The sequence below is a fragment of the Streptomyces sp. 549 genome (assembly GCF_030124175.1).
GTDB lineage: Bacteria > Actinomycetota > Actinomycetes > Streptomycetales > Streptomycetaceae > Streptomyces.
This window is the reverse complement of the sequence record NZ_JASKMT010000008.1, coordinates 97,653-116,870: the sequence shown is the minus strand read 5'-3', so window position 1 is coordinate 116,870 and position 19,218 is coordinate 97,653. Positions and strand designations below refer to the sequence as shown.

Annotated in this window: 14 protein-coding genes; 2 read left to right on the top strand and 12 right to left on the bottom strand. The window is 71.0% G+C overall.

Going from position 1 to position 19,218, the window contains the following annotated elements; genetic code table 11:
• Nucleotides 1–45: 45 nt before the first annotated feature.
• The 8 genes from QNO07_RS12315 to QNO07_RS12280 all read right to left on the bottom strand — a co-directional run bounded on the left by QNO07_RS12315 (nt 46) and on the right by QNO07_RS12280 (nt 9,141).
• On the bottom strand, nt 46–1,269 hold the full coding sequence (locus tag QNO07_RS12315) for a phosphoglycerate kinase (protein ID WP_283991854.1): 1,224 nt from the start codon (nt 1,267–1,269) through the stop codon (nt 46–48).
• A 119-nt stretch (nt 1,270–1,388) separates the two neighbouring features.
• The gene (gene gap, locus QNO07_RS12310; protein ID WP_283991853.1) at nt 1,389–2,393 is read right to left on the bottom strand and encodes a type I glyceraldehyde-3-phosphate dehydrogenase; all 1,005 of its coding nucleotides are present in this window, start codon (nt 2,391–2,393) and stop codon (nt 1,389–1,391) included.
• A 166-nt stretch (nt 2,394–2,559) separates the two neighbouring features.
• Nucleotides 2,560–3,537, bottom strand: a complete 978-nt coding sequence (whiA, locus tag QNO07_RS12305; protein WP_283991852.1) for a DNA-binding protein WhiA — start codon at nt 3,535–3,537, stop codon at nt 2,560–2,562.
• Complete coding sequence (locus tag QNO07_RS12300; protein WP_283991980.1) at nt 3,528–4,505, bottom strand: gluconeogenesis factor YvcK family protein; 978 nt, start codon at nt 4,503–4,505, stop codon at nt 3,528–3,530. Before QNO07_RS12300 ends, whiA begins: the two co-directional genes overlap by 10 nt.
• 44 nt (nt 4,506–4,549) lie before the next feature.
• Nucleotides 4,550–5,485 (bottom strand): RNase adapter RapZ, encoded by a 936-nt coding sequence (rapZ, locus tag QNO07_RS12295; RefSeq protein ID WP_283991850.1) that lies wholly within the window; start codon nt 5,483–5,485, stop codon nt 4,550–4,552.
• A gap of 39 nt (nt 5,486–5,524) precedes the next feature.
• The gene (gene uvrC / locus QNO07_RS12290) at nt 5,525–7,564 is read right to left on the bottom strand and encodes an excinuclease ABC subunit UvrC (protein ID WP_283991849.1); all 2,040 of its coding nucleotides are present in this window, start codon (nt 7,562–7,564) and stop codon (nt 5,525–5,527) included.
• A gap of 114 nt (nt 7,565–7,678) precedes the next feature.
• Nucleotides 7,679–8,335, bottom strand: coding sequence for an MBL fold metallo-hydrolase (locus tag QNO07_RS12285; RefSeq protein ID WP_283991848.1), 657 nt, complete (start codon nt 8,333–8,335; stop codon nt 7,679–7,681).
• Between the two features lie 74 nt (nt 8,336–8,409).
• Entirely contained in the window at nt 8,410–9,141 is a 732-nt protein-coding gene (locus QNO07_RS12280; RefSeq protein WP_283991847.1) for a maleylpyruvate isomerase family mycothiol-dependent enzyme, read from the bottom strand.
• A 189-nt stretch (nt 9,142–9,330) separates the two neighbouring features.
• Between QNO07_RS12280 and uvrA the strand changes: the two genes are divergently transcribed.
• Both uvrA and QNO07_RS12270 read left to right on the top strand, forming a co-directional pair.
• Nucleotides 9,331–12,402 carry an excinuclease ABC subunit UvrA gene (gene uvrA, locus QNO07_RS12275; protein ID WP_283991846.1) on the top strand — a complete coding sequence of 1,024 codons (3,072 nt, stop codon included), beginning with the start codon at nt 9,331–9,333 and terminating at the stop codon, nt 12,400–12,402.
• Nucleotides 12,403–12,430: 28 nt separating this feature from the next.
• Nucleotides 12,431–12,856 carry a Rieske (2Fe-2S) protein gene (locus tag QNO07_RS12270; protein WP_283991978.1) on the top strand — a complete coding sequence of 142 codons (426 nt, stop codon included), beginning with the start codon at nt 12,431–12,433 and terminating at the stop codon, nt 12,854–12,856.
• Nucleotides 12,857–12,971: 115 nt separating this feature from the next.
• On the opposite strand, the gene QNO07_RS12265 is transcribed toward QNO07_RS12270, so the two are convergent.
• From QNO07_RS12265 to uvrB, 4 genes are all read right to left on the bottom strand, one after another.
• Nucleotides 12,972–13,982: a TerC family protein gene (locus QNO07_RS12265; protein ID WP_283991845.1), complete on the bottom strand. Its 1,011-nt coding sequence runs from the start codon at nt 13,980–13,982 to the stop codon at nt 12,972–12,974.
• Between the two features lie 216 nt (nt 13,983–14,198).
• Nucleotides 14,199–16,067, bottom strand: a complete 1,869-nt coding sequence (locus tag QNO07_RS12260; RefSeq protein WP_283991844.1) for a TerD family protein — start codon at nt 16,065–16,067, stop codon at nt 14,199–14,201.
• Between the two features lie 254 nt (nt 16,068–16,321).
• Nucleotides 16,322–16,900: a TerD family protein gene (locus QNO07_RS12255; protein ID WP_283991843.1), complete on the bottom strand. Its 579-nt coding sequence runs from the start codon at nt 16,898–16,900 to the stop codon at nt 16,322–16,324.
• Between the two features lie 131 nt (nt 16,901–17,031).
• On the bottom strand, nt 17,032–19,158 hold the full coding sequence (gene uvrB, locus QNO07_RS12250; RefSeq protein ID WP_283991842.1) for an excinuclease ABC subunit UvrB: 2,127 nt from the start codon (nt 19,156–19,158) through the stop codon (nt 17,032–17,034).
• Nucleotides 19,159–19,218: the final 60 nt, after the last annotated feature.

Genomic DNA, 19,218 nt, shown 5'->3' with positions numbered 1-19,218 from the left:
GGTACCGGCCGGGCCCGTGACCGTGGTGGTGTCACTCACCGCTGCTCACTTCTCCAGCGCGTCGAGACCCGGGAGCGTCTTGCCCTCCAGGTACTCCAGGCTGGCGCCGCCACCGGTGGAGATGTGGCCGAAACCCGACTCGTCGAAGCCCAGGATGCGGACCGCGGCGGCGCTGTCCCCACCGCCGACGACCGTGAAGGCGCTGCTGGCCAGCAGCGCCCGGGCGACGGCTCGGGTGCCCTCCGCGAAGTCGGGGTGCTCGAAGACGCCCATCGGGCCGTTCCAGAACACCGTCTCCGCGTCGGCCAGCTTCGCCGCGTACAGCTCGCCGCTGCGCGGGCCGATGTCCAGGCCCATCAGGTCGGCGGGGATGGCGTCGGCGTCCACCACCACGCCGTCGGCGGGCGCCTTGGCCGCCAGGTCGGGGAACTGGGCGGCGGCGCGCACGTCGACCGGGAGCACGAACTCCACACCGAGCTTCTCGGCCCGCTCCAGGTAGCCGCGGACCACCGGGACCTGGTCCTCCTGCAGCAGCGAGGCGCCCACCTCGTGGCCCTGGGCCGCGAGGAAGGTGTACGCCATGCCGCCGCCGATGAGGATGCGGTCGGCGCGCTCCAGCAGGTGGTCGATGACGCCGAGCTTGTCGGAGACCTTCGCACCGCCGAGCACCACCGCGTAGGGCCGGCGGACGTCCTCGGTGAGCCGTTTGAGCACGTCGACCTCGGTGGCGATGAGACCGCCGGCGGCGTGCGGCAGCAGGGCCGGGAGGTCGTACACGGAGGCGTGCTTGCGGTGCACGGCACCGAAGCCGTCACCGACGTAGATGTCGGCGAGAGCGGCGAGTTCGGCGGCGAAGGCCCGGCGCTCGGCGTCGTCCTTGGCGGTCTCACCGGCGTTGAAGCGGAGGTTCTCCAGCAGCGTGACCCCGCCGTCGCCGAGACCGGCGACGGTGGCCTTCGCGCTGTCCCCCACGGTGTCGGCCGCGAACGCGACCGGCCCGGCGACGGAGTCGCCGAGCAGTTCACCGAGCCGCCCGGCCACCGGCGCGAGCGAGAACTTCGGGTCCGGCGCGCCCTTGGGCCGGCCCAGGTGGGAGGCCACGATCACCTTGGCGCCGGCTTCGGCGAGGCGGGTGATGGTGGGGACGGCGGCGCGGATGCGGCCGTCGTCGGTGATGGTGGTGCCGTCGAGGGGCACGTTGAGGTCGGCCCGGACGAAGACTCGCTTCCCGGTGACACCCTCGGCGACGAGTTCGTCGATCGTCTTCATGCTTACTGCAACTCCTTGGGAGAGGGCCCGCCTTACGGGAACCGGGCCCGTGCGGCGCGTCAGCGCGCCGCACGGGCCCGGTTCCGCTCACAGCTCGCTGGGTGGGAGCGGTGCAGGTGTCAGAGCCGGCCGCCGACGAAGACCGTGAGGTCCACGAGGCGGTTGGAGTAGCCCCACTCGTTGTCGTACCAGCCGACGACCTTGACCTGCTTGCCCTGCGTCATCGTCAGGGAGGAGTCGAAGGTGCAGGACGCGGGCCAGTTGACGATGTCGGAGGACACGATCGCGTCCTCGGTGTAGTCCAGGAAGCCCTTGAGCTGGCCCTCGGCCGCCTTCTGGAACGCCGAGTTGATCTCGTCGACGGTGACCTCGCGGTCCAGCTCCAGCACCAGGTCGGTGACCGAGCCGGTGGGGACCGGCACGCGCATCGCGATGCCGTCCAGCTTGCCCTTCAGCTGCGGGAGCACCAGCGCGGTCGCCTTGGCGGCCCCGGTGGAGGTGGGGATGATGTTCTCGGCCGCGGCCCGCGCACGGCGCAGGTCCTTGTGCGGGAAGTCGAGAATGCGCTGGTCGTTGGTGTAGGCGTGGACCGTCGTCATCATGCCCTTGACGATGCCGAAGTTCTCGTCGAGAACCTTGGCCATCGGCGCCACGCAGTTGGTGGTGCAGGAGGCGTTGGAGATGACGTGGTGCTTGTCCGCGTCGTACTTGTCGTGGTTGACGCCCATCACGACCGTGAGGTCCTCGCCCGTGGCGGGCGCGGAGATCAGGACCTTCTTGGCGCCGGCGGCGAGGTGCTTGGCGGCGTCGTCACGCTTGGTGAAGATGCCGGTGGACTCGATCACGATGTCGGCGCCCAGCTCGCCCCACGGGAGGGCCGCCGGGTCGCGCTCGGCCATCGTGCGGAACGTCTGGTTGCCGACGGTGATGGTGTCGTCGGTGTGGCTGACCTCCTGCTTCAGCCGACCCAGGATGGTGTCGTACTTCAGCAGGTGAACCAGCGTCGCGTTGTCGGTCAGGTCGTTGACACCGACGATCTCGACATCCGCTCCCTGCTCCAGAAGCGCGCGGAAGTAGTTGCGACCGATGCGGCCAAAGCCATTGATGCCTACGCGGATCGTCACGAACCGATCTCCTCGTTGGTACGCCGGTGCGGACACCGACGAAGGTTGTTTGGGATGTCCCCGACCGCCTTCGACCCTACCGCGCCGGGGCGTGGCGGGTGACATCGGCCGGAGTGTGGGACGCCCGCGTCGTCGCGGGCATCGCCATGGGCCGGCGCTGCGCTTCTCAGCCCACCATCTCCTCGGTCAGGGTGGCCTCGGTACCCGCGATACCGATGTCCGATGCACGCTTGTCGGCCATCGCGAGCAGCCGGCGGATACGGCCGGCGACCGCGTCCTTCGTCAGCGGCGGGTCGGCCAGCGCGCCCAGCTCCTCCAGTGACGCCTGCTTGTGCTCCATGCGCAGCCGTCCGGCCGCCGCGAGGTGCTCGGGCACCTCGTCACCCAGGATCTCCAGCGCGCGCTGGACCCGGGCGCCGGCGGCCACCGCGGCGCGGGCCGAGCGGCGCAGGTTGGCGTCGTCGAAGTTGGCCAGCCGGTTGGCGGTGGCGCGCACCTCGCGGCGCATCCGCCGCTCCTCCCAGGCCAGCACCGACTCGTGCGCGCCCAGCCGGGTGAGCAGCGCACCGATCGCGTCGCCGTCCCGCACGACCACCCGGTCGACTCCGCGCACCTCGCGGGCCTTGGCCCCGATCTGGAGCCGCCGCGCGGCGCCCACCAGGGCCAGGGCTGCCTCCGGCCCGGGGCACGTGACCTCCAGGGAGGACGAGCGACCCGGTTCGGTGAGGGAGCCGTGGGCCAGGAACGCGCCGCGCCAGGCAGCCTCGGCGTCGCAGGTGGCACCGGAGACGACCTGCGGCGGGAGACCGCGGATCGGCCGGCCGCGGCCGTCCACCAGCCCCGTCTGCCGGGCCAGCTGGTCACCGCCGGCGACGACCCGGACGACGTAGCGGCTGCCCCGGCGCAGTCCGCCCGGGGCCATCACCACCAGGTCCGAGGCGTGCCCGAAGATCTCCAGAATGTCCTTGCGGAGTCGGCGGGCCGCGATGCCCGTGTCCAGTTCCGCCTCGATCACGATCCGGCCGCTCACCAGGTGCAGGCCGCCGGCGAAGCGCAGGATCGACGAGACCTCCGACTTCCGGCAGCAGGTCCGGGTGACGGGGAGCCGGGAGATTTCATCCTTCACCGCTGCCGTCATCGCCATGGGCCGATCCTTCCATGCATCCGAAAAATACGGTCGTACGCGGCTGCCAGCAGTTCCGGGTCGTGCTTGGCGGAACCGTCCGGCGCGGCCACGGGGGCGAACTCGACCGAGCCCTGGAGCCGCTCGGCGGCGGCACGCAGGCTGTCCTGGTCGGGCACCGCATCCTCGTCGGCCAGCACCACGTCGAAGGCGAGTTTAGGGGCGTGTCGTGCCAAAACCTCCAAATGACGCTGCGGGGAGAAACCATCTGTTTCTCCCGGCTGCGGTGCGAGGTTAAGCGAGAGCACCCTGCGGGCCCTCGTCTCGGTGAGCGCGCGGAGCAGTTCCGGCACGAGCAGGTGCGGGATCACCGACGAGAACCACGACCCCGGTCCGACCACGACCCAGTCCGCGTCGAGCACCGCCGCCACGACCTCCGGCACTGCCGGCGGGTCGTGCGGCACGAGGTGGACCTGCTGGACCTCGCCCGGGGTGAGCGCGACCGTCGCCTGGCCGCGGACGGTCGACAGCGCGTCCGGCCGCTGCGGGTCGTGCCCGCGCACCAGCGCCTGCAGCTCCAGCGGCACGGCCGACATGGGCAGCACCCGGCCGTGCGCGCCGAGCAGCTTTCCCACCAGGTCGAGCGCGGCGACGTGGTCGCCCATCTGCTCCCACAGGGCGGCGATCAGCAGGTTGCCGACGGCGTGGCCGTGCAGATGGCCCTTGCTGGCGAAGCGGTGCTGCACCAGCTTGGCCCAGGTGCGGCCCCACTCGTCGTCGCCGCACAGCGCGGCCAGCGCCTTGCGCAGGTCCCCCGGCGGCAGCACGTCGAGTTCCTCGCGCAGCCGGCCGCTGGAACCGCCGTCGTCGGCGACCGTGACGACGGCGGTCAGATCGCCGGTGATGCGGCGCAGCGCGGTCAGCGAGGCGGACAGGCCCATGCCCCCGCCCAGGGCGACCACCTTGGGCTGCCCCCGGCGGCCGGGCATCCGCGTGCGTCGGTGCAGCCGCAGTGCGCGGCCGGTCACTCGGCTCACTCGCGTCCCATGTCCCGGTGGACGACGACCGTCTCCACGCCCTCCGCCGCCAGGCGGCGGCCGAGCCGTTCGGACATGGCGACGCTGCGGTGCTTGCCGCCGGTGCAGCCCACCGCGATCGTGACGTAGCGCTTGCCCTCGCGACGGTAGCCGGTGGCGATGAGCTGGAGCAGCTCCGAGTAGCGGTCCAGGAACTCCTTGGCCCCGGGCTGGTTGAAGACGTAGTCGGAGACCTCCGCGCTGGTGCCGGTGAACGGCCGCAGCTCCGGCACCCAGTGCGGGTTCGGCAGGAAGCGGCAGTCGACCACCAGGTCGGCGTCGACCGGCAGGCCGTACTTGTAGCCGAACGACATCACGGTGGCCCGCAGTTCGGGCTCCTCGTCGCCGGCGAACTGGGCGTCCATCTTGGCGCGCAGCTCGTGCACGTTGAGGCTGGAGGTGTCGATGACCAGGTCGGCGTCACCGCGCAGCTCGCGCAGCAGGTCCCGCTCGGCCTCGATGCCGTCGACGATACGGCCGTCGCCCTGGAGCGGGTGCGGGCGGCGGACCGACTCGAAGCGGCGGACCAGCGCGTTGTCGGACGCCTCCAGGAAGACGATGCGCCGGGTGACCTGCTTGGCGGCGAGGTCGGCCAGCGACTCCCTGAGGTTGTCGAAGAAGCGGCGGCCCCGGACGTCGACGACGACCGCGATGCGGGCGACGTTGCCCTGCGAGCGGGCGCCGAGGTCCACCATGGTGGGGATAAGTGCGGGCGGCAGGTTGTCCACCACGAACCAGCCCAGGTCCTCCAGACACTTGGCCGCGGTGCTGCGGCCGGCGCCCGACATGCCGGAGATGATCACCAGTTCGGGGATCTTCCCGTTGTCTGCGGCGATACCCTCCGTCGGCGTGCCCGTGCTCACCTGTGCTCCTGTCCCTGTGTCTGCGTCCATAGTGCTCTCCCCCGGTTCCCGGCTCGTCGTGCTGTGCTGTCACTTCCCATCATCGTCGATGATCTCCCCGGTAGCGGTGTTGACCGCGGGCGCGGGCGGAGCGCCCCCGGCGAGCGCGGCGGCGACGGTCTCGGCGGTGCGGCGGCCGACGCCCGGCACCTCGCAGAGCTGCTCCACCGTGGCCGCCCGCAGCCGCTTGACGGAGCCGAAGTGCTTGATCAGTGCCTGCTTGCGACCCTCCCCCAGGCCCCGCACCTCGTCCAGCGGCCCGGCCTTGAGGGTCTTGGCGCGCTTGCTGCGCTGGTAGCGGATGGCGAACCGGTGGGCCTCGTCGCGGACCCGCTGGAGCAGGTACAGGCCCTCGCTGGTGCGCGGCAGGACCACCGGATTCTCGTCGTCGGGCAGCCACACCTCCTCCAGCCGCTTCGCGAGACCGCAGACGGCCACATCGTCGATGCCCAGCTCGTCCAGCGCTGCCTTGGCGGCGGCGACCTGGGGACGGCCCCCGTCGACCACCACCAGTTGCGGAGGGTAGGCGAAACGGCGGGGCCGGCCGTCCTCCTCCCTGCCGGTGGGCTCGCCGGCCGGGGCGGTGGGCGCCTCGCCGACGGCCTCCTCCCCGCTGGTCTCCACCTCCTCGCTCCACTCGCCGGTGCGCTGCTTCTCCTGGAGGTAGCGGCGGAAGCGGCGGCTGACGACCTCGTGCATGGACCGGACGTCGTCCTGGCCCTCGAAGCCCTTGATCTGGAAACGGCGGTACTCGCCCTTGCGGGCGAGGCCGTCCTCGAAGACCACCATCGAGGCGACCACGTCGTCTCCCTGGAGGTGGGAGATGTCGAAGCACTCGATGCGCAGCGGCGCGGTGTCCAGGTCGAGCGCCTCGGCGATCTCCTCCAGGGCCCGTGAGCGGGTGGTGAGGTCGGAGGCGCGCTTGGTCTTGTGCAGGGTGAGGGTCTGCTGGGCGTTGCGCTCGACCGTCTCCATCAGGGCGCGTTTGTCGCCGCGCTGCGGAATGCGCAGGCTGACCCGGGCGCCGCGGCGTTCAGCCAGCCACTCGACGACCGGTTCCAGCGGTTCGGGCAGGGCGGGTACCAGCACCTCGCGCGGCACTCCGCCGGTGCCGGTGCTGCCGGTGTCGCCGCGCTCCTCGCCGTAGAGCTGCTGGAGCGCGTGCTCGACCAGGTCGGCGGTGGTGACCGCCTCGACCTTGTCCGTCACCCAGCCGCGCTGGCCTCGGATCCGGCCGCCGCGGACGTGGAAGATCTGGACGGCGGCCTCCAGTTCGTCCTCGGCGAGGGCGATGAGGTCGGCGTCGGTGGCGTCGTTCAGCACCACCGCGTTCTTCTCCATGGCGCGGCGCAGCGCCCCTATGTCGTCGCGCAGCCGGGCAGCCTTCTCGTACTCGGTCTCCTCGGCGGCCTCGTGCATCTGCTGCTCCAGCCGGCGCAGGTAGGCCTGGGTACGTCCGGCGGTGAAGTCGCAGAATTCCTCGGCGAGTTCGCGGTGCTCCTCGGGGGTGACCCGGCCGACGCAGGGCGCCGCGCACTTGCCGATGTAACCGAGCAGGCAAGGCCGGCCGATCTGAGCGGACCGCTTGAAGACGCCAGCCGAGCAGGTGCGCACGGGGAAGACGCGCAGCAGCAGGTCGACCGTCTCGCGGATGGCCCAGGCGTGCGAGTACGGCCCGAAGTAACGCACCCCCTTTTTCTTGGCGCCGCGCATGACCTGGACCCGGGGGAACTCCTCGTTCATGGTGACGGCGAGGTAGGGATAGCTCTTGTCGTCGCGGTACTTGACGTTGAACCGCGGGTCGAACTCCTTGATCCAGGTGTACTCGAGCTGGAGGGCCTCCACCTCGGTGCCGACCACCGTCCAGTCCACCGAGGCGGCGGTGGTGACCATCGTGGCGGTGCGCGGGTGCAGGCCCGCCAGGTCCTGGAAGTAGGAGGACAGCCGCTGCCGCAGGCTCTTGGCCTTCCCGACGTAGATCACCCGGTGGTGCTCGTCGCGGAAGCGGTAGACCCCCGGCGAGTCGGGGATCTGCCCCGGCTTGGGCCGGTAGCTGGAGGGATCTGCCATGACGAACACCCTACGGCCCGGCTGCGACAGCGCGGAGCGGCCTGTGGACAACTCCCCGCCGCAGGCCCGCGGCCCGTCCGGCGGGGCGTGCGCCCGCCGGAGGTGTCCGTTCACTCACCAGCCGCGTTCGCGCCACTGCGGCAGGGAGGGGCGCTCGGCACCGAGCGTGGTGTCGTCGCCGTGGCCGGGGTACACCCAGGTCTCGTCGGGGAGTTCACCGAACAGCTTGGTCTCCACGTCGTGAAGCAGCGTCGCGAAGTTGCCGGCGTCGCCGAAGGTGTTGCCCACGCCGCCGGGGAAGAGGCAGTCACCGGTGAAGACGTGGGGGTGGCCGTGCGGGTCGTCGTAGACCAGCGCGACGGACCCCGGGGTGTGGCCGACGATGTGGCGGGCGACCAGCCGGCAGCGGCCGACCTCGACCTCGTCGCCGTCGGCGAGCGGCAGGTCGGTGGCCACGGGGATGCCTTCCACGTCCTCCCGGCCTGCGGCGGTGCGCGCGCCGGTTGCGTTCACGACCTCCTCCAGCGCCTGCCAGTGGTCGCCGTGCCGGTGCGTGGTGACGACGGTGCGTACGCCGTCGTCACCGATGAGCGCCAGCAGTGCCGGGGCGTCGTTGGCCGCGTCGATGAGCAGCTGCTCCCCGGTGTCCCGGCAGCGCAGCAGGTAGGCGTTGTTGTTCATGGGGCCGACGGCGGCCTTGGAGATCATCAGGTCGGCCAGCTCGTGCACGTCGGCCGGGCCGCCGACGGTCACCTTTCCGGTATAGGGCATGGGGTGCACTCCTTGTCTCTAGGGGTCGGCGGCCGACGGGGCGCCGGTGCCGGACGGGTCAGGTGCCGGGCGGGTCAGAGCGGGGGCAGGACGGGGAGTGCGGCGCCGTCGGTGGTCAGGCCGCTGCCGGTGGTGCGTCCGCTCAGCCAACCGGCGAGTGCGGTGGGTGTACCGGCCACGACCACGGCTGCGGCGCCGTCCGCCACCGGGCGGCCGGTGCGCCAGCTGCGGCCGTCCTCGGAGCGCAGCTCCACCGCCGGCAGCTCGGCGTTTCCGGCGAAGCGGCGGGTGAGGTAGTCGAGCAGCCGGTCGGTGAAGTCGCCGGGCAGGTCGTCCACGGAGTACCCGGCGCCGAGGTCCACGTGGTGCAGCTCCACCTCCACCCGGCGACGGAACGGCAGCGAGGCGGCCAGGTCGGTGACGCCGTTGCGCAGCTCGACCCGGCGCCGCCATGGGTCCCCGTCCGCCCGGCCGTGGGCGGCGAACGCGTCGCCGAGCCGCCGGGCCGAGGTGCGCAGATCGGCGAGCTGCTCGGGGAGGGGCCGACCTGCCCCGGCGGCGATGTCGGCGTCCCGGGTCTGCGCGTCGGCGTACATGGGCCGCCCCTCCAGCACGTTCAGCAGGGCGTCGGCGTTCCGGGCGAGGTGCGCGAGCACGTGGCCGCGGGTCCAGTCCGGCAGCAGGGAGGGCTCGGCGAGGAAGGAGTGGCAGGAGTCAGCCCCGGCAGGCTCCCACCCGGCGACCGCGTCGAGGAGCCGGTCGGTCGATTCCTGCAGGGCGTCGGCGTCGCGCTCGGGAGAAGTCATGATCCAACGCTATCGCTGCCACACGTACGGGTGAAGGTGGGCAACTCCACCCCGTATTCGAATGTGCGTGCTATAGGCTCGTGAAAGCAGCCTTCCCGACAACACTTGCCGCGCGTGCCCCATACCCTGGTTCGGGGGCGGCTCCTCCGATGTCCGACCCCATCCCTCACACGAAAGGTGCCGACCGGCGTGACCGACCGTCTCACCGTCCGTGGCGCTCGCGAGCACAACCTCAAGAACGTCTCGCTCGACCTCCCCCGCGACTCGCTCATCGTCTTCACCGGTCTCTCCGGCTCGGGCAAGTCCTCGCTCGCGTTCGACACGATCTTCGCCGAGGGGCAGCGCCGCTACGTGGAGTCGCTCTCCTCGTACGCCCGCCAGTTCCTCGGGCAGATGGACAAGCCGGACGTCGACTTCATCGAGGGCCTGTCCCCCGCGGTCTCGATCGATCAGAAGTCGACCTCCCGCAACCCCCGCTCCACGGTCGGCACCATCACCGAGGTCTACGACTACCTGCGGCTGCTGTTCGCCCGCATCGGCGAGCCGCACTGCCCCGAGTGCGGCCTGGCGATCACCCGCCAGTCGCCGCAGGCCATCGTAGACAAGGTGCTCGCCCTGGAGGAGGGAAGCCGTTTCCAGGTGCTCTCCCCGCTGGTGCGCGAGCGCAAGGGCGAGTTCGTCGACCTCTTCGCCGACCTCCAGTCCAAGGGTTACAGCCGGGCCCGGGTCGACGGCGCCACGGTCCAGCTGTCCGACCCGCCGAAGCTCAAGAAGCAGGAGAAGCACACCGTCGAGGTGGTCATCGACCGCCTCACCGTGAAGGAGGGCGCCAAGCGGCGCCTCACCGACTCGGTGGAGACGGCCCTGGGGCTGTCCGGCGGCACGGTCGTGCTGGACTTCGTCGACCTCCCCCAGGACGACCCGCAGCGCGAGCGGATGTACTCCGAGCACCTGTACTGCCCGGTCGACGACCTCTCCTTCGAGGAGCTTGAGCCCCGCTCCTTCTCCTTCAACTCCCCCTTCGGCGCCTGCCCCGAGTGCACCGGCATCGGCACCCGCATGGAGGTGGACGCCGAGCTGATCGTGCCCGACGAGGAGAAGTCGCTCGACGAGGGCGCGATCCACCCCTGGTCGCACGGTCACAACCGGGAGTACTTCGGCCGGCTGATCACCGCCCTCGCCGACGCCCTCGGCTTCCGCACCGACATCCCGTGGGCCGGCCTGCCGCAGCGGGCCAGGAAGGCGCTGCTGCACGGCCACCGCACCCAGATCGCGGTCCGCTACCGCAACCGCTACGGGCGGGAGCGCTCCTACACCACCGCCTTCGAGGGCGCGGTGCCGTTCGTGCGTCGCCGGCACTCCGAGGCGGAGACGGACTCCAGCCGGGAGCGCTTCGAGGGCTACATGCGTGAGGTGCACTGCCCGGCCTGCGAGGGCACCCGGCTCAAGCCCCTGGTGCTCGCGGTGACGGTCCAGGGCAGGTCCATCGCGGACATCTCCGCCATGTCGATCAGCGAATGCGCCGACTTCCTCCGCGACATGAAGCTCAACGCCCGGCAGAAGACGATCGCCGAGCGGGTACTCAAGGAGGTCAACGAGCGACTGAAGTTCCTGGTCGACGTCGGCCTGGACTACCTCTCGCTCAACCGCGCCGCAGGCACGCTCTCCGGCGGCGAGGCCCAGCGCATCCGGCTCGCCACCCAGATCGGCTCCGGGCTGGTGGGCGTGCTCTACGTGCTCGACGAGCCGTCCATCGGCCTGCACCAGCGGGACAACCACCGGCTCATCGAGACCCTGGTGCGGCTGCGCGACCTCGGCAACACCCTCATCGTCGTGGAGCACGACGAGGACACCATCAACGCCTCGGACTGGGTCGTCGACATCGGCCCCGGCGCCGGTGAGCACGGCGGCGAGGTCGTGCACAGCGGCTCGCTCAAGGAGCTGCTGGCCAACGACGCGTCAGTCACCGGCCAGTACCTCTCGGGCAAGCGGCAGATCCCCACCCCGGACACCCGGCGCCCGGTGGACCCGGGGCGCAAGCTCACTGTGCACGGCGCCCGGGAGCACAACCTCCAGAACATCGACGTCGAGTTCCCGCTCGGTGTGCTCACCGCCGTCACGGGTGTGTCCGGGTCGGGCAAGTCGACCCTGGTCAACGACATCCTCTACACCCACCTGGCCCGTGAGCTCAACGGCGCCAAGTCCGTCCCCGGCCGGCACTCCCGTGTCACCGGTGACGACCTGGTCGACAAGGTCGTGCACGTGGACCAGTCACCCATCGGCCGCACCCCGCGCTCCAACCCGGCCACCTACACCGGCGTCTTCGACCACGTCCGCAGGCTGTTCGCGGAGACGATGGAGGCCAAGGTCCGCGGGTACCTGCCCGGACGCTTCTCCTTCAACGTCAAGGGCGGCCGCTGCGAGAACTGCTCCGGCGACGGCACGATCAAGATCGAGATGAACTTCCTGCCGGACGTCTACGTGCCCTGCGAGGTCTGCCACGGCGCGCGGTACAACCGGGAGACCCTGGAGGTCCACTACAAGGGCAAGAGCATCTCCGAGGTGCTCGACATGCCCATCGAGCAGGCCATGGACTTCTTCGAGGCGGTACCGGCCATCTCCCGGCACCTGCGCACGCTCAACGACGTCGGCCTCGGGTACGTCCGGCTGGGGCAGTCCGCGCCCACGCTCTCCGGAGGTGAGGCGCAGCGTGTGAAGTTGGCCTCGGAGCTCCAGAAGCGGTCCACCGGCCGAACGGTCTACGTGCTCGACGAGCCCACCACCGGTCTGCACTTCGAGGACATCCGCAAGCTGATCAAGGTGCTCGACGGCCTGGTGGACAAGGGCAACACGGTCATCGTCATCGAGCACAACCTCGACGTGATCAAGACCGCCGACTGGCTGGTCGACATGGGGCCGGAAGGCGGCTCCGGCGGCGGTCTGGTACTCGCCGAAGGCACCCCGGAGCAGGTGGCCTCGGTGCCCTCCAGCCACACGGGAAAGTTCCTGCGCGAGGTGCTCGGAGACCGTGTCAGCGACGCCGCACTCCCGCACCGGGCGGCCACCGGCGGGACGCCCGCGAAGAAGGCAGCCGCGGCGAAGAAGCCCGCCAAGAAAGCTGCTGTCGGTTCCTCCGCGACGGCCAGGAAGGCCGCCGGAGCAGTCAAGAGCACGGCGGCCAGGGGCACGGCGGCCAAGGACTCCGCCGTGAAGACCGCGGGCAAGGCCACTGCCAGGAAGGCGGCTGCGGCCAAGAAGTGAGCAGGTCGTACGCTTGCCGATCGTGACAGTGAACGATCAGCACCCCAGCCGCCGCACCGCCCTGGGCGGTGCGGCGGCTGCCGGTGCCGCCGCGCTTGGCCTGGGTGCCTGCTCCCCTTCCGACGGCAGGGCCGCCGGTCCGGCCACACCGACGGCGGCCCTGCCGCTGGGCGACAGCTCCGAGGTCCCCGTGGGTGGTGCGCGCCTCTACCGCGAGGACAAGGTCGTGGTGGCCCAGCCCACCGAGGGTGACTTCAAGGCGTTCAGCGCGGTCTGCACCCACGGCGGCTGCGTGCTCACCGGCCTGGAGGAACTGACCGCTGACTGCGCCTGCCACGGCAGCCGATTCGACGCCGCCACCGGCGAGGTGCTGCAGGGGCCGGCGACCGTACCGCTCATCGAGGTGGAAGTGCGGGCGGACGGCGGCCGCCTGGTGGTCGGCCCGCAGAACTGACCGGGCCCCCGGCCGATCGTGCCGTCCCGGTGCTCAACTGCCGGCCCGGCCCGCCGTGACGGTCGGCGGGGCGGGCGGCAAGCTCGGCTCGGCCTGCAGGAGGACGTGGCCGGAGTCAGCTGAGATCGGCGCTGCGACGCTTGTCGTCGTCGTCGGCCTCGGCACCCGGGAGCGGCTCCACCGGCTGGCGGCGGCTGGCAACCAGGCTGGTGACGGTGGTGACCACCAGCACCACGGAGATGAAGCCGAGTGACACCGGGATGCCGATCTCGGGTACGTGCACCCCGGTCTCGTGCAGGGCGTGCAGCACCAGCTTCACACCGATGAAGCCGAGGATGACGGACAGCCCGTACGACAGGTGGACCAGCTTGCGCAGCAGTCCGCCGATGAGGAAGTACAGCTGCCGCAGACCCATCAGCGCGAAGGCGTTGGCGGTGAAGACGATGTACGGGTCCTGGGTGAGGCCGAAGATCGCCGGGATGGAGTCCAGCGCGAACAGCACGTCCGTGGTGCCGATGGCGAGCATCACGATCAGCATCGGCGTCATCAGCCGCTTGCCGTTGCGGCGGATGAACAGCCGGGTGCCGTGGTACTGGTCGGTGGACGGGAACCGCCGCTCGACGAGCTTGAGAAGGCGGTTCTCCTCGTACGCCTCCTCGGTGTGGTCGGTGCGCGCCTCCTGGATGAGCTTCCAGGCGGTGTAGATGAGGAAGCCACCGAAGATGAAGAAGACCCAGGAGAAGTTGGCGATCAGCGCGGCGCCCGCAGCGATGAAGATCGCCCGCAGTACCAGGGCGAGGATCACGCCGATCATCAGGACCCGCTGCTGGTAGGCGGCGGGCACCGAGAACTTGGCCATGATCAGGACGAAGACGAAGAGGTTGTCGACACTCAGCGACTTCTCGGTGATGTAGCCGGCGAAGAACTCACCCGCGGTCTGCGGGCCGGCGAACTTGAGGAGTACGAGGCCGAACAGCACGGCCAGCACCACCCACACGGCCGTCCAGGTACCGGCCTCCTTGAGGGAGACCTCGTGGGGCTTGCGACCCCCGATGAAGAAGTCGACGGCGATGGCGGCGCACAGGGCGGCCACAGTCAGCGCCCACACGTTCAGGGTGACATCCATGAAGACATTCCTCCGGCAGGTGTGCCGGAGGTCTCTTCCACCCGTGCGAGGCACGGGCCGGTGTCCCGGAGCCGGTCAGGTCGGCTCGTATTGACGAGATCACCGCAGCCGGGAGTACTCCCCTCCGCTCCAAGCAGCGTACACGGTGGTCAAGGAGCGGTACAGGGCGCTTCTCGGCTCGGGCCGGCCCCGGGCCCCTGGAGCACCCGCGCCGGGTCAGCTTCCGTAACGGCGGCGGGCGTTCCGGTAGCGGTCGAGCACCTGCGGCAGGATGCCGCTGCCCGGTGGCACCATCGCGGGCTCGTACGTCCACTGGTGCCCGACCCAGGGGTCGGCGAGGTGGTGGTCCGGCACCGGGGTGACCCGCAGCAGCGAGCGCCACAGCGGGTCAAGCACCGGGCCGTAGCCCTGGGCCTCTGCCCGGTCGGCCACCATCATCAGGTGGACACCGACGGCGGGCCCCTCGTCGGCGAGGTAGCGGAGCTGCGTGACGGCCCGGTCGTCGAAGCCGTGCGGGAAGTCGTGGACGACGAGCAGCTGCTCGGCCGGGTCGAGGTCGGGCGGCAGCGCGTCGGAGGCCCGGTTCCGGACGGCCATCTGCACCAGGTCCGTGCGCCGGGTCAGCGCGGTCAGCACCTGCGTCACCCCCGCCGCGTCCTGGGCGGGCGGGCTACTGAGGGCCGCGGCGGCGACGAGCGGCGCCAACGAGGCCGCAGCGGCTCCGGCGGGGTCGATGACGTGCAGCCGGAAGTCACCGACCGGGTAGACGGCGAGCAGCCGGGTGGCGAGCGCGGTGGCGAGCTGGCCGGCGAGCGCACGCAGCTCCTCCGGTGCGGTCATGCCGGTCGGATCGGCGGAGCGGCCGGCGTCGATCCACAGGCCGCGTTCCAGCGGCAGCCGGGTGAGCAGAGGTATGCGCAGGTCGGGGCGCTCGGGCAGGCTGAGGTCGCCCAGGCGCACGGCCATCGGGGTCTCCATCGGCGGCTGGTAGGCGTGCCAGACCGGGTTGTCCCATCGGGCGAAGGAAGGCGGTAGGGCCGGTTCGACGACCTGCGACTCGGCGGCCAGCTGGTCGAGGTCCCGGTCGAGCGCGGCGGTGGCGCGCTCGGTGAGTTCGGCGTGGCGCTGCGAGGCCGCCGCACGGGCGGCGTCGGCGGCGGGACCGGAACGGGTCCGGGGGTCGGCCAGAGCCCGGTCGAGTTCCTGCTCGCGGCGCGAGTCCGCGAAGTCCACGGCGCTGCGGTGGGCGGCAACCGTGCGCGAGTAGTCCTCGAACATGCCCCAGATCTGGTTGTACAGCCGTTCGTCCATCGACCAGCCGGCGGCGTCTCCGGCGACCGGCTGCCCGGACGGGGCGGCCGGTGGGGGCGGCGGGGGTGCGCTGCTCTGCCGCCGGGGGTGCCGGTAGTCGACCGGGCCGCCCTGCGCGGCGGATTCCGGGGCGGACGGCGGCACCGGCGGGGGCGGCGGGCCGTCGGCCGGGACGCCGACCGGGGCTGCGCGCCGGGGCGGGGGCGCGGACACCGAGCGGGCGAGCCCGCCGGCGACCGCCTGGTGGACCGCGGCGGCGACCTCCTCGGCCGTGTCGATGCCGAGGTCGAGCAGCAGGGCGGACAGGCCGCCGGCGTAGCCCTGGCCGACGGCACGCACCTTCCAGGTGTCGTTGCGGCGGTACAGCTCGACGGCGACCACCGCGGACTCGGTGTTGAGGCCGAGCACGGTGTAGCTGGCGACCTGCGTGCCGTCGAGCGTGGTGACGGCGACGAAGGGCGCAGCCAGCGCGCCGAAGGAGGTCGGGCCGCCGGAGCCGGGCGGCAGCGCGAGCAGTACGTGCACCTGGTGCGCCTCGGCGGGCAGGGCGTCGAGGTCCACTGCGAGGCGGTGGTCGGCGGCGGCCTGCCGGGACGCCTCAAGACCGGGCAGGTCGGGCGAGCCGGGGTGGGCGAGCCATGCGGTGCTGCGGCTGCGGCCGTCCTGGTCGGCGAGTACCGCGCCGGCCACCACGGGGTGCCCGGCGGAGACCCGGATCTCCAGTCGGGCCCCGGGCAGGGGGTGGTTCTGCCCGCGGATCAACTCGGCCGTCATCACTGCGCCCTCTCGGTCAGTTTCGGTCGGCTCTGCGCCAGCCGGGCCGACGGTGCGTCGGCCGACGGTGGTCGGTGGCCGGGCCACCGGCGGGCCAGGTGGCCGGTGCCAGGTGGCCTGTCGTCGGCCGACGGACCTTCGGTGCCTGCCGGCAGCACGCCCGCCAGGCCGGGGTCACCGACTGACGGCGGATGGCCCGGCGGAGTAGACGCCGGGCCATCCAGAGGCGGTCGCTGCGGTGGTGCCGCAGGGTGTTACAGGTGCGGCAGGATCGTCGGCATGAGGTCCTGGAAGGTACGGCCGTTGGCGGGGGCGCCGATGGCCGTCATGGACCAGGCGTTGCCCTGGCGGTGGACCTTGGCCATGATCTGCGCGGTGTACTGGCCGCCGCCCGCGAGGGTGTAGCGGGCCAGTTCGACGCCGTTGGTCTCGTCGACCAGACGGCAGAAGGCGTTCTCGACCTCGGCGAAGGTCTGCCCGGTGAAGGAGTTCACCGTGAAGACGATCTGGTCGATGTGCACCGGCACACGCTGCAGGTCCACCAGCACCGACTCGTCGTCGCCGCCTTGGCCTGCGCCGCCCACCAGGTTGTCGCCGGTGTGCTTCACCGAGCCGTCGTCGCTGGTGAGGTGCTGGAAGAACACCACGTCGACGGGCTGCTTGTCGGCGAAGAGCACAGCCGAGGCGTCGAGGTCGATCTCCTTCGTGCGCTTGCCGAACAGCCCGCGGCGGGGGGCGGCCTGCCAGCCGAGCCCCATGCGCACCGCGGTCAGGGTGCCTCCGTCGCTCTTCTGAAGGCTGATGGCCTGGCCCTTGGACAAGTTGACCGACACGTGCGTTCCCCTCTCGACTTCCACCACCGCCCTCGCCGACGGCTCCCCCGCACCCTATGCACTGCGGGCGGGGGCCGTTCGGCGCACCCCGGATTTGTGGCGTTCTTGCAACACATCCGGGCTCTGTCCTGCTACTTCAGCCCCGCCTCCCTCATCTGGCGCAACTCCTTCTTGAGCTCGCCGACCTCGTCGCGCAGCCGGGCGGCCACCTCGAACTGCAGCTCGGCCGCGGCGCTGCGCATTCGGGTCGTCATGTCCTCGATGAGTTCGGCGAGTTCCGCGGCGGGCCGGTCGGTCGGCACGCCCTCGGCTGCCTTCTTCCGTTCGGCGGCCCGGCCGCCCAGCGCGGGCACCGGGGCCTTGCCCTTGCGCTCGCCGTCGGGGGTGCGGCGGTAGCCGCTGCCGAGCAGTTGCTCGGTGTCGATCTCCTCCCGCGCGATGGTGGCGACGATGTCGCCGATGCGCTTGCGCAGGGGCTGCGGGTCGAGGCCGCGCTCCTCGTTGTAGGCCACCTGCTTGGCGCGTCGGCGGTTGGTCTCGTCGATGGCGCGTTCCATGGAGGGCGTGATGCGGTCGGCGTACATGTGGACCTGGCCGGAGACGTTGCGCGCGGCACGCCCGATGGTCTGGATGAGGGAGGTGCCGGACCGGAGGAAACCCTCCTTGTCGGCGTCGAGGATGGCCACCAGGGAGACCTCGGGCAGGTCGAGGCCCTCCCGCAGCAGGTTGATGCCCACGAGCACGTCGTATTCGCCGGCGCGAAGCTCGCGCAGCAGCTCCACCCGGCGCAGGGTGTCCACGTCGCTGTGCAGGTAGCGCACCTGGATGCCGAGTTCGAGGAAGTAGTCGGTGAGGTCCTCGGCCATCTTCTTGGTGAGGGTGGTGACGAGGACGCGTTCGTCCTTCTCGGTGCGCAGCCGGATCTCGTGCACGAGGTCGTCGATCTGGCCGTCCGTCGGCTTGACGACCACCTCCGGGTCGACGAGGCCGGTGGGACGGATGATCTGCTCGACCACGCCGTCGGAGCGGGACAGCTCGTAGGCACCGGGGGTCGCCGACAGGTAGACCGTCTGGCCGGTGCGCTCCAGGAACTCCTCCCACTTCAGCGGGCGGTTGTCCATCGCCGACGGCAGCCGGAAGCCGTGGTCGACGAGAGTCCGCTTGCGGGAGGCGTCACCCTCGTACATGGCCCCGATCTGCGGCACGGTGACGTGGGACTCGTCGATGACGAGCAGGAAGTCCTCGGGGAAGTAGTCGATCAGGGTGTGCGGCGGGGAGCCGGGCTCGCGGCCGTCGATGTGCAGCGAGTAGTTCTCGATCCCGGAGCAGGTGCCGATCTGCTGCATCATCTCCAGGTCGTAGGTGGTCCGCATACGCAGCCGCTGGGCCTCCAGGAGCTTGCCCTGCTTCTCCATCCGCTCCAGGGTCTGCTGCAGCTCAGTCTCGATGGCGGCCACCGCGCGGTGCATGCGCTCCTCGCCTGCCACGTAGTGGGTGGCGGGGAAGATGAAGACGGACCGGTCGTCGGAGATGACCTCGCCGGTCAGCGGGTGCAGGGTCGAAAGGGCCTCGATCTCGTCGCCGAACATCTCGATCCGGACGGCCAGCTCCTCGTAGACCGGGAAGAGCTCGATGGTGTCGCCCCTGACCCGGAAGGTGCCGCGGGTGAAGGCGGTGTCGTTGCGGGTGTACTGGATCTCGACGAAGCGGCGCAGCAGCGCGTCGCGGTCGACCTCCTGGCCGACCTCCAGCGAGACCATGCGGTCGACGTACTCCTGCGGGGTACCCAGGCCGTAGATGCAGGAGACGGAGGCGACCACCACGACGTCGCGCCGGGTCAGCAGGGAGTTGGTGGCACTGTGCCGGAGCCGTTCGACTTCCTCGTTCACCGAGGAGTCCTTCTCGATGTACGTGTCGGACTGAGGGACATACGCCTCAGGCTGGTAGTAATCGTAATACGAAACGAAGTACTCGACGGCGTTGTTGGGAAGCAGTTCCCGGAACTCGTTCGCGAGTTGAGCAGCGAGGGTCTTGTTGGGTGCCATGACGAGAGTCGGACGCTGGAGCTTCTCGATCATCCATGCGGTGGTCGCCGACTTGCCGGTGCCGGTCGCGCCGAGCAGTACGACGTCCTGCTCGCCGGCCTCGATACGCCGGGCGAGGTCGGCGATGGCCGCGGGCTGGTCGCCGCTGGGCTGGTAGGGGCTGACGACCTCGAAGGGCGCCGCCTTGCGTTCGATCTCGGAAACAGGCCGCATGCTCCCACCGTACGGCGACCCACTGACATCGGTCTGCCGCGGCGGTCCCCCTGCGAACCG

Bases quoted from the DNA above. Each gene is read 5' to 3' on its own strand.
- QNO07_RS12280 (WP_283991847.1), bottom strand. From the start codon at position 9,141: ATGACTTCTCCCGAGCGCGACGCCGACGCCCTGCAGGAATCGACCGAC.
- uvrC (WP_283991849.1), bottom strand. From the start codon at position 7,564: ATGGCAGATCCCTCCAGCTACCGGCCCAAGCCGGGGCAGATCCCCGAC.
- QNO07_RS12285 (WP_283991848.1), bottom strand. From the start codon at position 8,335: ATGCCCTATACCGGAAAGGTGACCGTCGGCGGCCCGGCCGACGTGCAC.
- QNO07_RS12315 (WP_283991854.1), bottom strand. From the start codon at position 1,269: ATGAAGACGATCGACGAACTCGTCGCCGAGGGTGTCACCGGGAAGCGA.
- QNO07_RS12260 (WP_283991844.1), bottom strand. From the start codon at position 16,067: ATGACGGCCGAGTTGATCCGCGGGCAGAACCACCCCCTGCCCGGGGCC.
- QNO07_RS12300 (WP_283991980.1), bottom strand. From the start codon at position 4,505: ATGCCCGGCCGCCGGGGGCAGCCCAAGGTGGTCGCCCTGGGCGGGGGC.
- whiA (WP_283991852.1), bottom strand. From the start codon at position 3,537: ATGGCGATGACGGCAGCGGTGAAGGATGAAATCTCCCGGCTCCCCGTC.
- rapZ (WP_283991850.1), bottom strand. From the start codon at position 5,485: ATGGACGCAGACACAGGGACAGGAGCACAGGTGAGCACGGGCACGCCG.
- QNO07_RS12265 (WP_283991845.1), bottom strand. From the start codon at position 13,982: ATGGATGTCACCCTGAACGTGTGGGCGCTGACTGTGGCCGCCCTGTGC.
- uvrB (WP_283991842.1), bottom strand. From the start codon at position 19,158: ATGCGGCCTGTTTCCGAGATCGAACGCAAGGCGGCGCCCTTCGAGGTC.